This is a genomic window from Clostridium sp. NkU-1 (genome assembly GCA_001312405.1).
This window is the reverse complement of sequence record BBDR01000012.1, coordinates 76,135-88,479: the sequence shown is the minus strand read 5'-3', so window position 1 is coordinate 88,479 and position 12,345 is coordinate 76,135. Positions and strand designations below refer to the sequence as shown.

The following is a 12,345-nucleotide window of genomic DNA, read 5'->3' as shown; positions in this document are numbered from 1 at the left end:
AGGAAGATAATTGAATACCGTATTGTTACAATATGCCGTTGAGGTGGAAAAAAACAGGCTCCATCACCCAGGCAGCCGCCAATCTTTACATGGACCAGCCTAATTTGAGCAAGGCGATCAAAACCCTGGAAGAAAGCTTGGAGCGCCGATTTTCAGACGGACTTCCAAAGGCGTGGTTCCTACGGCAAGGGGAAGGATCTTTCTGGAGCATGCCAGAAATGTCCTGGACCAGATCGAGATGATGGAACATTTATATAAGCCGGATGAGGTAAGCGGGGTGGAATTTTCCCTTTCCATGCCAAGGGCAAGCTATTTAAGCCTTGCCTTTTCCAGATTTATCCAAAGCCTTTGCCGGGAAGAGGGAATGAATGTCTGGCTGAGGGAGACGAATTCCGCAGATACCTTAAAGGATGTGGAAACCAGAGAATATAATCTGGGAATCATCCGGTATCAGTCTTCTTTGGAAGGGCATTATGCCCAGACGGCAGCGGCAAAAGGCCTTCTCATGGAACCGGTTTTGGAATACTCCCTAAGGCTTCTCATGTCTGCGGATCATCCATTGGCAGGAAAAGAGGAAATCACGGGAGAGGATTTGATGCCGTATATAGAAATTGTCCATGGTGACGGAGCGTTAGGCCGCCGGGAGAATTTTGAAAAGAAGGGGAGGCCTTTGGAGTCCCCAAAACGTGTTTATGTGTTTGAGAGGGGAAGCCAGTTCAATCTTTTGCTGGAAGATCCTCATACATATATGTGGGTTTCTCCCATGCCGGAAGAGCTTCTTAAAAGATATGACCTGGTAGAACGGCAGTGCAGGAAAAAGGCAGGCACCTTCCGGGATGTGTTGATTTACAGGAAGGGGTATTCTTTTTCGGCCTGGGATAAAGGATTTTTAAACGAACTGGAAACAGTGAAGAATATTTTTTTTGAAATAAGAATGTTAAATATATATCAGTATTTATATACTGATATATAGCTTTTTACCTTTGTATTTTCCAGCTTGTTAAGCTACAATATAGTTATAACAAAGAACTGGAATTTTACAAGGAGGATTATGCGATGGCTAGATTTACATTACCGAGAGACTTATATCACGGAAAGGGCGCCCTGGAAGAGCTTAAGAATATAAAAGGAAAAAAGGCAATCGTGGTCGTAGGCGGCGGTTCCATGAAACGTTTTGGATTTCTTGACAGGGTGGTAGCCTGTTTAAAGGAAGCCGGAATGGAAGTAAAGCTGTTTGAAGGCGTAGAGCCGGATCCCAGTGTGGATACGGTGATGAAGGGCGCTGAAATGATGCGGGAGTTTGGACCGGATTGGATTGTAGCCATCGGCGGAGGATCTCCTATTGATGCGGCAAAAGCAATGTGGGCATTCTATGAGTATCCTGATACCACATTTGAAGACTTATGCATTCCCTTTAATTTCCCCACTCTGAGAACAAAGGCGAAATTCTGCGCCATTCCGTCCACCTCTGGTACGGCTACCGAGGTAACGGCATTCAGCGTAATTACGGACTATAAAAAGGGAGTGAAATATCCGCTGGCAGATTTCAACATCACACCGGATATTGCAATCGTTGATCCGGACTTGGCTGAGACCATGCCTCAGAAGCTGACCGCCCATACAGGTATGGATGCCATGACTCATGCGATCGAAGCTTACGTATCCACGCTTCATTGTGATTACACCGATCCTCTGGCCCTTCATGCTATCAAGATGATACATAATGACTTAATTGATTCTTATAATGGAAACAAGGAAGCACGTGCCGTATGCATAATGCCCAGTGTCTGGCCGGTATGGCATTCTCCAATGCCCTTTTGGGAATTGTTCATTCCATGGCACATAAGACAGGCGCCGCTTATTCAGGGGGACATATTGTCCATGGCTGTGCAAACGCCATGTATCTGCCAAAGGTAATTAAGTTTAATTCCAAGGATCCTGAGGGTGCAAAGCGTTACGCAGAGATTGCCCGCTTTATTGATCTGAAGGGGAATAATGATGAGGAGCTGGTTGATGCATTGATCGCAGAGATCCGTTCCATGAACGAAAAGCTGGATATTCCTGCTTGTATTAAGGACTATGAAGGCGGAATCATTGACGAAGCAGAGTTCAATGATAAACTAAAGACAGTAGCAGAGCTGGCAGTAGGTGATGCATGCACCGGCTCCAATCCAAGGACGATTACGCCCGCTGAGATGGAGAAACTGTTAACCTGTTGTTACTATGATAAAGAGGTAGATTTTTAAGTAATCTCCAGCAAATGAATGCAATGTGTGCAGCAGGCGCAGAACCTTATGGTTTTGCGCCTGCTGTGCGTGAAAAGAGGTTTGACAGCAAAGTTCATCTATGATATGGTAATCGGGAAAATGGTTAAAATTCAGTCAAACCCCCGCCAAATTATGAAGGGTATGGACGAACTATAATAGAAAGTATGGGATAACAGAATGAAGCAGGCAATTTTAGTAGTGAGCTTTGGAACAAGCTATCAGGAAAGCAGAAAAAAAGACCATAGAGCCATTGAGCAGGCCATAAAGGATGAATTTCCGGAATATGAGCTTCGACGGGCATTTACAAGCCGGATCATTATTGGAATATTGAAAAAACGGGACAATATTTATATAGACAGTGTGGAGGAGGCTTTGGAAAAGCTGGCGCTGGAAGGATTTCAGCGGGTGATCGTACAGCCTACCTTGGTTATGGGAGGGGAAGAAAATGACTGCATGGTGGCTGCAGTGAAACAATATGAGAACCGGTTTAAGCGGATCCTGTGGGGAAAGCCGCTGCTTTCAGAAGAAGAGGATTATGAAAGGCTTTGCAGCGTGCTGGCAGAGGATACTAAGGAATATGACCGGGAGGGAACGGAGATCATATTCATGGGACATGGCACGGAGCATGAAGCCAATGAGTGTTATCCCCGCCTGGCGGAGGTTTTAAAGCAAAACGGATACGGCAGGTATCATATAGGAACCGTGGAGGCGGAGCCAGCCTTTGAAGCCGTAAAAGAAGAGGTGAAAAAGACCGGTTCCAGCCGGATGGTGCTCCAGCCCCTTATGATCGTTTCCGGTGACCATGCTCACAATGATATGGCAGGAGAAGGGGAAGAGTCCTGGAAAAGCCAGTTAGAGTCGGAAGGCTATCAGGTAGTCTGCCGGTTAAAGGGCATGGGAGAACTGGAGGGAGTCCGCCGCATGTTCCTGGATCATGCCAGAGAAGCATATAAGAAGCTGGAGGCTATGGAATGAAAAAAAATGGAGAGCAGTTGTTTTGCTCACAGGTATGGCTTCGCTCTTGCTCATGGGCTGTGAAAGAAGGGTAGAGCCTCTAAGCAAGACCGGTTTTATGCTGAATACCTTTGTGACTGTGACTCTTTATGATATGGACGATCCTGAAATTTTATCTGACTGTCTGGATTTGTGCCAATCCTATGAAAATATTTTCAGCAAAACCATTGAGGGCAGTGAGGTTTACAAGTTAAATCACAGGCCTGCCAGTGAAAAGACTGTGACAGTATCCCCGGATGTGGAGGCTCTTCTTTCCAAGGGCCTTTATTATTCCCAAATCTCGGATGGGGCTTTTGATATTACTGTGGAACCTTTGTCCTCCCTATGGGATTTCACATCCCCTGATCCGGTTGTACCGCCTGATGAGAAGATCCAGGAGGCCAGGAAAAAGGTTGATTACCGGAATTTAAAGCTTGAGGGAAATTCCCTTACATTTTTATCCCCAGATACTTCCCTTGATTTTGGGGCAATAGCCAAGGGGTATATTGCGGACCGGATGAAGGATTTTCTCTTAGAACAGGGAGTAAAGAGCGCTATCATTAATCTGGGCGGAAATGTTCTTTGTGTGGGGCAGAGGCCTGACGGCACGCCATTTAAAATCGGCCTTCAAAAGCCTTATGCAGACCGGAATGAAACCATAGAAACCCTGAATATCAATGATATGTCAGTGGTATCCTCCGGGGTGTATGAGCGGCATTTTGAAAAGGATGGGGTGAACTACCATCATATTCTAAACCCAGGGGATGGGTATCCATATGATAACGGGCTGGTGTCAGTAACCATTTTATCAGAGCTGTCTGCTGACGGGGATGCCCTTTCCACCACCTGTTTTTCCCTTGGACTTAAAAAGGGAATGGAGCTTCTAGATTCCACGGACGGCGTGTACGGCGTGTTCATTACAGAGGATGGTGAGGTTCACTATTCCCAGGGAGCCAGGGAGTTTCTGGCTGGGAAGCCTTAGAATCCCTTTACAATTTTCTTTCCCTATAATACAATAGAGGAAATACCCTGCGGGTATACCTGCATGCCCAGAAAGCGTGGGCATAAAAGAGGAAACACCCTTCGGGTATACCTATATGCCCAGAAAGCGTGGGCATAAAAGAGGAAATGTAGTTTTACAGGAGAAAAAGGATGATTAGAAAAATCTGGGACAAGGTCATGAACCGGGAAGTCATTTCCTATTTGATATTTGGAGTGCTGACGACCCTGGTAAACTGGGTTGTCTATTGGTTAATGGTGAGGACCGGCATCGATTACCGGGCCGCAACCGCGGCAGCATGGGTGGTTTCCGTCCTGTTTGCTTTTATTGTAAATAAAATCTTTGTATTTCAAAGCTATGACCTGCATCTGTGCTTTGTCATGAAGGAGATTCTTTCGTTTACCGCATGCAGAGCAGCGTCAGGCGTCATGGAAATGGTTCTTATGGTGATTATGGTTTCCTGGCTCAAAATGGATGAATATGTAAGTAAAATCCTGGTATCCGTGGTCGTTGTGATTGCAAACTATGGATTCAGCAAGGCCTTCATATTCCGGAAGAGAGAGGAAGAACCCCTGTAAAGAGAGGTATATGAAATGGAACACGATGACGAGATTGAAAAGATATCGAAAGAACTAGAGGATATACTGCAAATGACATCAGGTGAAAAAGAAAATACAACAGGGGAAAAAGACTTGAAAGAAGGAAATGAAGAGGAAAGGGTGGCTTTCGATCCTCAGGGGGAGAGAGCGGAGCAGGAATTTGATCTGGCTTCAGCACCAGGTATACACCTTGATATTCCGGTTGACGGGTTGGAGGAGCTGTTTGACGGGGATATGGATTATGGAGAGGACTTAGAACAGGAGAAAGAGACTGTTCCTGATCAGAATTTCCTGGACATCTCCGAGGAACCAGAAGACGATGAAGATGAGGAAGAATTGGAAATAGGGCAGTTGGAAAGCTTTAAAGAAAGGGCATCCGGTAAGAAAGAAGGGAAAGCGGTCAGTCTGGTAAGGCCTTCCGATGGACTTTTAGCAGCATTTTTTGTGCCGATGGTGATCATGATCATCATATTTGCCCAGCGGGGAATTTTTCCTTTTGGCGAAGAAAGCTTTTTAAGGACTGATATGTATCACCAGTATGCTCCCTTCTTTTCTGAGTTCCGCTATAAGCTGACCCATGGAGGAAGCCTTCTGTACAGCTGGGACATCGGCATGGGCGTGAATTTTGCAGCTCTTTATGCCTATTATCTGGCAAGTCCTTTAAACTGGCTGCTGGTACTTTGTCCGAAGAATTATGTCATAGAGTTTATGACCTATATGATCGTATTTAAGATCGGGTTAAGCGGTCTTTCCTTTTCCTGGTATCTGCGCAGGCATAACAGGACCATGGATTTTGGAGTCGCTTTCTTTGGCATTTTCTATGCTTTGTCCGGATATATGGCGGCTTACAGCTGGAATATCATGTGGCTGGATTGCATTCTTCTCTTCCCGCTTATTATGCTGGGCCTTGAGAGGCTGGTAAAAGAAAAGAAGTGTTTTTTTATATTGTTTAACACTGGGATTGTCGATTTTATCTAATTATTACATATCGATTATGATATGTATTTTTATGGTATTTTATTTTATTGCTCTTCTTATATTAGAAGGTTTAAAATCCTGGAAGGAAATCCTCATCCGCGGGGGGCTGTTTGCCCTGTTTTCCCTGCTGGCAGGAGGTCTTTCAGCAGTAGTTCTGCTTCCGGAGATTTACGCGCTGCAGTCAACTGCTTCTGGAGATTTTAATTTTCCCCAGACAATCAGTTCCTACTTTTCCATATTTGACATGATTGCCAGACATCTTCCGGCGGTGGAGCCGGAAATCGGACTGGATCACTGGCCTAATATATACTGTGGTGTGGCAGTCCTCATGTTTTTCCTTCTTTACCTGGGCTGCAGGCAGATCAGGCAGAAGGAAAAGATTGTTATGTGCTCCCTGCTGCTCTTTTTCTTTGCCAGCTTTTCCGTTAATACACTGAATTTTATCTGGCATGGATTTCATTATCCCAACAGCCTGCCATGCAGACAGTCCTTTATTTATATTTTCCTCATGCTGTTTACCTGCTATCAGGCTTATATCCACTTGCACGAAATTCCATGGAAGCATGTAGTAATGGCTTTTTTTGCTTCGGTGATCTTTGTTTTGATGGCGCAGAAGCTTATAACGGATGAGGCTTACCATTTTTCCGTATTTTACGTGGCTATTTTGTTCCTTTCCATTTATGCCGGCCTTATAAACCTTTACCAGAAAGGGATCAGCCGGAATGTGCTGGTGCTTCTGACCCTTGGCGTGATTTCCCTGGAAGCCGCGGTTAATACCACAGTCACCAGTGTGACGACGACCAGCAGGACCAGTTATGTGAAGGATAATAATGCGTCTTCTGAACTGGCAGACAGCCTGATGCCGGGGACCTCTTTTTACAGGATCGAAAAGGTCACCCGCAAAACCAAGAATGACGGAGCCTGGATGAACTTCCCAACGGTCTCTCTCTTTTCTTCCACAGCCAATTCAGACCTTACGGCTTTCTTTAAAAAGCTGGGCTGTGAAAGCTCCACCAATGCTTACAGCATTACAGGAAGCACGCCTCTGGTAGATTCCCTTTTTGCGGTCAAATACGGGCTGTACTCTGAGGAAATAGAGGATGACGGCATATCTGTGCCGGTTTCTTCAAAGGATGAGATGTATCTCCGTGAAAACACCTATGCCTTGTCTCTTGGATTTATGATGCCTTATGACCTTGAGAATAACTGGCAGCTGGAACTGACAAATCCGGCGGAGGTTCAGAATGATCTTTCCGTGGTATTAGGTGCCAGCCCTGTGCTTTCTGAGGTTCCAAGCGAAATCACCGGAACCAGCTTTAGCTTTACACCGGAGGCTGATGGAGACTATTATGTGTTTGTCAGCAATAAAAAGGTGGAAAAGGTAAACGCTCAGTTGGGAGAAAAGACCAAAAGCTTTGATAATGTGAGCCGCGGCTACCTGCTGGAACTGGGCTATTTAAAATCAGGGGAAGAGATCACCCTGCGCAACGATGACAATGATCAGGATCTGGTAGCGGCCGCTTACCGCTTTCTGCCTGAAGGCCTTGAGTCTGTGTATAACATTTTAAACAGGAATTCCATGGAACTTACAAAATGGACGGATACACAGATACAGGGAACGGTTACGGCCGATAAGGCCGGGCTGCTGTTTTTAAGCATTCCCTATGACAAGGGCTGGACCGTCAGGGTCGATGGAAAAATAGTGGAGCCTTATAAAATATTTGATACGTTTTTAAGCGTCCATGTGATTGCCGGTACCCATGATATTTCTCTGGAATATATGCCTCAGGGACTTAAAACAGGCGGCATCATTACAGCTGGAAGCGTGGTCTTTCTGCTGATACTTGCAGGTGTATCCGCAGGAAAAGGAAAAAAGCACAGACCCATGAGGGTTCATTCCACAGGTTAAAAATTTGCCTTCACGAGAATAAAGGAAAGAGGAGATTTCAATTATGAAACTATGGGGCGGACGCTTCACAAAAGAAACCAATCAGCTGGTTCACAATTTTAATGCATCCATATCATTTGACCAAAAATTCTATCATCAGGATATTGAGGGCAGCATTGCTCATGTGAAGATGCTTGCGAAACAAGGGCTTCTTACAGAGGAAGACAGGGATAAGATCGTAAAGGGCCTTATGGAGATCCGGGAGGATATAGAAAGTGGAGCCTGGCAATAACGGGAGAGCATGAAGACATTCATTCTTTCGTGGAAGCAGTTTTAACGGAACGGATCGGGGAGGCAGGAAAGCGCCTTCACACCGGACGGAGCCGTAATGACCAGGTGGCTCTTGATATGAAGCTGTATACAAGGGATGAGATCGATGAACTTTCTGTTCTGGTGGAAGGGCTTCTTTCGGAGCTTTTAAAGCTCATGGAAGAAAATCTTGACACCTATATGCCTGGATTTACCCATTTGCAGAAAGCTCAGCCAATCACCCTGGCTCACCACTTAGGTGCTTATTTTGAAATGTTTGACAGGGACCGTTCCCGCCTTTATGACATCAAAAAAAGGATGAACTACTGTCCCCTTGGGTCCGGCGCCCTGGCCGGAACTACTTATCCCCTGGACAGAATATACGGCAGAGCTTTTAGGCTTTGCAGGACCGACTCTTAACAGCATGGATTCCGTGGCTGACAGGGATTACTTAATCGAGCTTTTAAGCGCTTTATCCACCATTGCCATGCATTTAAGCAGATTCTGCGAAGAGATCATCATCTGGAATACCAATGAATACCGTTTTGTGGAAATTGATGATTCCTACAGCACCGGAAGCAGCATCATGCCTCAGAAGAAGAACCCGGACATTGCGGAACTGATCAGGGGAAAGACCGGCAGGGTTTACGGCGCCCTGGTGTCGCTTTTGACCACCATGAAGGGAATTCCCCTTGCTTATAATAAGGATATGCAGGAGGATAAGGAGCTTGCCTTTGACGCCATTGACACGGTAAAAGGCTGCCTTGCCCTGTTTACAGGAATGATTTCCACCATGACCTTCCGAAAGGATGTGATGGAGGCCAGCGCAAAAAAATGGCTTTACCAATGCAACAGATGCGGCTGATTATCTGGTAAATCATGGGGTGGCTTTTCGGGATGCCCATGGAATCGTGGGACAGCTTGTGCTTTTCTGTATTGGAAAGGGAATTGCCCTTGATGATATGAGCCTGGAAGAGTATAAGGCCATCAGTCCGGTGTTTGAGAAAGATATTTATGAGGCCATCAGCTTAAAGACCTGTGTGGAAAAGAGGATGACAATCGGAGCACCAGGCCAGGAAGCAATGAAAAAGGTCATAGAGATTTATAAGAAAAGGCTTGAAGAATAAAATACGGAAAATTGCCGGAAGAGGAGCATTGCACCATGGCTGAAGGACAGTCGCGGGCAGTGCTTCTCTTTTTATATACCAATAAATATGGGAGAGTGTTAATATTTCGTAAAGATACGCACTGTTTCCGTTAAAAAGATGTTAAAATAATGCTATGATTCTTAAAAATTTACGATAGCACCCAATGTCTGCTTATGATAGGATGAAAAAAAAGGAGGGTTTATACATGAAAAGAAGAGGTTTAGGTATTTTAATGTTGGCTGCGATGGCAGCTGTAACTCTGGCGGCATGTAGTGGTTCGGCTAAAGATACTTCCACTACAGGGGCAGCTGTTGGAGAAACCCAAAAAGGGGAGGAATCCAAGGAGGCGGCTTCTGCAGATCCCCAGGTCACATTGGTGTATGCCGAGGTTAATCCCCTGGATACGATCGTAGGAAAGACCGACCAGGCATTTAAGGATAAAGTGGAAGAACTGTCCGGCGGATCCATTAAGATCGATCTTCAGGCAAGCGGTGTTCTGGGCGCGGAAAATGACGTTCTTGATACCATGCTTGGGGGCGGCGGTACCATCGATATGTCCCGGATCTCTGCATTTGCGCTGACCAGCTACGGTGCGACCAAATCCAAGCTTCTGTCCGTTCCTTATACCTTCACAGGCCGGGACCATTTCTGGAAATTCGTAGACAGTGATCTGGCTCCGGAATTCTTAATGGAACCTAATGATCTGGAATTGGGGGTAAGGGGCCTTTTCTATGGAGAGGAGGGCTTCCGCCATTTCTTCTCAAAGAATCCGGTAAACGGCATGGAAGATTTAAAGGGAATGAAGATCCGCGTTTCCAGTGATCCGGTCATGACGGGCATGGTAAGCGCTTTGGGTGCAAACCCGACTGTAGTCAGCATGAATGAGCTTTATTCAGCTCTTCAGACCGGTGTTGTGGATGCTGCGGAGCAGCCCATCGCAAACTATAAAGGCAATGCATTCCAGGAAGTTGCTCCAAATCTGATTCTGGATGGACATACTCTGGGGGCCATTCAGGTTATTATCACTGATGATGCATGGGATAAGCTGACTGAGAACCAGCAGAAGGCTATGACCGAGGCAGCCAAATACGCATCAGACTTTAATAAAAAGCTTTCCCAGGATGCAGAAAATGAGGTATTGGATGAGCTGAAGGCAGCAGGAGTCAATGTGGTAGAGGTTACCGACATCGCACCATGGCAGGAAGCATGCAAGGATGTTATTTCTGAAAACACAAAGGAGAACGCAGACCTTTATCAGCAGATCCTTGATATGAAATAATCAACTTTAAAAGAAGGGCACAGAATCCTTGGACTTCTGTGCCTGATCATTAGAAAGGGGATCTTTATGCCAGAAATATTTAAAACGATTGATAAAATAAAGCCGGCTTATGACATAACCTATAAATTTGTTCTGTTAGTCTGTAAGCTGCTTTTGATCGGCGATGTTCTGATAACCAGTATGTCGGTTGCGGGCCGATATATTTCATTTATACCTGATCCTGCATGGAGCGAGGAGATTGTTCTGACCTTTATGTGCTATATGGCCGTTCTTTCCGCAGCTCTTGCTATCCGAAAGGGCTCCCATATCCGTATGACAGCTTTTGACGCTTATCTGCCGAAGAATCTGATAAAAGGGCTGGATATCCTGGCGGATTTGGCTATTTTTGCTCTGGCGGTCATCATGCTGACGGTAGGCTGGAAATATGCTTCTGGTATTGGAGCCAAGGGATTTTATACCAGCATGCCATGGCTCTCCAGATTCTGGATGTATTTTCCGGTTCCTCTGGCAGGTGCGGCTATGATTATTTTTGAAACAGAGGCTTTGTATAACCACATAAAAAGTCTTTATGTAAAGGAGGGGAATCTGTGATGAGTAGCAATATGGTAATCCTGATCTTACTGGGAAGCTTTTTTTCTGATGGTTCTGCTTCGTTTTCCCATTGCTTATGCAGTAGCTCTTTCTGCAGTATTCTGCCTACTTTCCCAAGGCAAATCTTTCACCATTATCTGCCAGCAGATGGTAAAGGGAATCAGCTCCTTCAGCCTGATGGCAGTACCGTTCTTTATTACCATGGGAGTATTAATGGGCTCCGGAGGTATTTCGGAAAAGCTTATTGCTTTAGCTAATGCCTGTGTCGGCTGGATGCGGGGCGGAATGGCTATGGTTAATATTGTTGCTTCGTATTTCTTTGGAGGAATTTCCGGTTCCGCCGCTGCTGATACGGCTTCTTTAGGATCCATTCTGATCCCTATGATGGTGGAACAGGGCTATGATGATGATTTTTCAACGGCAGTAACCATTACCTCCTCCTGTGAGGGGCTTCTGGTGCCGCCCAGCCATAACATGGTCATTTATGCAACTACGGCAGGGGGAATCTCTGTTGGAAGCCTGTTCCTGGCAGGTTATATTCCAGGAGCGCTTCTTGCACTGTCTCTCATGATCGGTTCTTATATTATCTCAGTCAAGAGAAACTATCCCAAGGGAGATAAATTCAGCATTAAGAATCTTGTGAAACAGCTTGGAGTTTCCTTCTGGGCCCTGGCAGCCGTACTGATCGTTGTGTTTGGTGTGGTAGGCGGCGTGTTTACGGCAACAGAATCTGCAGCCATTGCAGTTATCTACAGCCTGCTCGTCAGCGTGTTCATTTACAAAGGCCTGGACTGGAAGGGTGTATGGAAGGTTATGGAGGATTGCGTCAATACCCTTGCCATTGTGCTTATCCTGATCGCAACCTCTAATGTATTTGGATATTGCCTGACCACCCTGCATGTTCCGGATCTGGCTGCAAGTGCTATTACCGGAATAACCGACAATCCGATTCTGCTGGCATTGCTTTTGAATCTGATCCTTCTGGTATTGGGGTGTATTATGGATATGTCTCCGATTATCCTCATTGCAACACCTATTTTACTGCCTATCGCAACCTCTATCGGCATTGATCCGGTCCAGTTCGGTATTATTGTGGTGTTGAACTGCGGTATCGGACTTCTGACTCCTCCCGTAGGCGCCGTGTTATTTATAGGTTCTGCTGTAGCCAAACTTCCGATGGAAAAGGTGGTTAAGGCGACGCTTCCTTTTTATCTTTGTATGATTATCACGCTCCTGCTGATCACCTTTATACCTGCTATCAGCCTGGGGCTGCCGTCTTTGTTAATGAAATAA

9 protein-coding genes and 3 pseudogenes are annotated in these 12,345 nt (G+C 45.7%); all 12 read left to right on the top strand.

Going from position 1 to position 12,345, the window contains the following annotated elements:
- Window positions 1-32: 32 nt before the first annotated feature.
- The 12 genes and pseudogenes from JCM10519_RS31255 to JCM10519_RS17175 all read left to right on the top strand — a co-directional run bounded on the left by JCM10519_RS31255 (window position 33) and on the right by JCM10519_RS17175 (window position 12,345).
- Window positions 33-242, top strand: coding sequence for a LysR family transcriptional regulator (locus JCM10519_RS31255; RefSeq protein ID WP_347844590.1), 210 nt, complete (start codon window positions 33-35; stop codon window positions 240-242).
- Window positions 173-973: a LysR family transcriptional regulator gene (locus JCM10519_RS17220; RefSeq protein WP_347844589.1), complete on the top strand. Its 801-nt coding sequence runs from the start codon at window positions 173-175 to the stop codon at window positions 971-973. Before JCM10519_RS31255 ends, JCM10519_RS17220 begins: the two co-directional genes overlap by 70 nt.
- Before the next feature lie 83 nt (window positions 974-1,056).
- Window positions 1,057-2,246 (top strand): annotated as a pseudogene (locus JCM10519_RS17215) (iron-containing alcohol dehydrogenase).
- A gap of 198 nt (window positions 2,247-2,444) precedes the next feature.
- Window positions 2,445-3,242, top strand: a complete 798-nt coding sequence (locus JCM10519_RS17210; protein ID WP_054740682.1) for a sirohydrochlorin cobaltochelatase — start codon at window positions 2,445-2,447, stop codon at window positions 3,240-3,242.
- Window positions 3,243-3,264: 22 nt separating this feature from the next.
- The gene (locus JCM10519_RS17205; RefSeq protein WP_347844588.1) at window positions 3,265-4,242 is read left to right on the top strand and encodes an FAD:protein FMN transferase; all 978 of its coding nucleotides are present in this window, start codon (window positions 3,265-3,267) and stop codon (window positions 4,240-4,242) included.
- Between the two features lie 170 nt (window positions 4,243-4,412).
- The gene (locus JCM10519_RS17200) at window positions 4,413-4,838 is read left to right on the top strand and encodes a GtrA family protein (RefSeq protein WP_054740680.1); all 426 of its coding nucleotides are present in this window, start codon (window positions 4,413-4,415) and stop codon (window positions 4,836-4,838) included.
- 15 nt (window positions 4,839-4,853) lie between these two features.
- On the top strand, window positions 4,854-5,837 hold the full coding sequence (locus JCM10519_RS31250) for a YfhO family protein (protein ID WP_347844587.1): 984 nt from the start codon (window positions 4,854-4,856) through the stop codon (window positions 5,835-5,837).
- Window positions 5,821-7,746: a YfhO family protein gene (locus JCM10519_RS17195; RefSeq protein WP_347844586.1), complete on the top strand. Its 1,926-nt coding sequence runs from the start codon at window positions 5,821-5,823 to the stop codon at window positions 7,744-7,746. The genes JCM10519_RS31250 and JCM10519_RS17195 overlap by 17 nt, the downstream gene beginning before the upstream one ends.
- Before the next feature lie 43 nt (window positions 7,747-7,789).
- Window positions 7,790-9,161, top strand: a pseudogene (gene argH / locus JCM10519_RS17190) (argininosuccinate lyase).
- 226 nt (window positions 9,162-9,387) lie between these two features.
- Window positions 9,388-10,461 (top strand): TRAP transporter substrate-binding protein DctP, encoded by a 1,074-nt coding sequence (locus tag JCM10519_RS17185; protein WP_054740677.1) that lies wholly within the window; start codon window positions 9,388-9,390, stop codon window positions 10,459-10,461.
- A 66-nt stretch (window positions 10,462-10,527) separates the two neighbouring features.
- Window positions 10,528-11,052 (top strand): TRAP transporter small permease subunit, encoded by a 525-nt coding sequence (locus tag JCM10519_RS17180; protein WP_054740675.1) that lies wholly within the window; start codon window positions 10,528-10,530, stop codon window positions 11,050-11,052.
- Window positions 11,052-12,345: pseudogene (locus JCM10519_RS17175) on the top strand (TRAP transporter large permease). Before JCM10519_RS17180 ends, JCM10519_RS17175 begins: the two are co-directional and overlap by 1 nt.

Bases quoted from the DNA above. Each gene is read 5' to 3' on its own strand.
- JCM10519_RS31255 (WP_347844590.1), top strand. From the start codon at position 33: ATGCCGTTGAGGTGGAAAAAAACAGGCTCCATCACCCAGGCAGCCGCC.
- JCM10519_RS17210 (WP_054740682.1), top strand. From the start codon at position 2,445: ATGAAGCAGGCAATTTTAGTAGTGAGCTTTGGAACAAGCTATCAGGAA.
- JCM10519_RS17200 (WP_054740680.1), top strand. From the start codon at position 4,413: ATGATTAGAAAAATCTGGGACAAGGTCATGAACCGGGAAGTCATTTCC.
- JCM10519_RS31250 (WP_347844587.1), top strand. From the start codon at position 4,854: ATGGAACACGATGACGAGATTGAAAAGATATCGAAAGAACTAGAGGAT.
- JCM10519_RS17185 (WP_054740677.1), top strand. From the start codon at position 9,388: ATGAAAAGAAGAGGTTTAGGTATTTTAATGTTGGCTGCGATGGCAGCT.
- JCM10519_RS17180 (WP_054740675.1), top strand. From the start codon at position 10,528: ATGCCAGAAATATTTAAAACGATTGATAAAATAAAGCCGGCTTATGAC.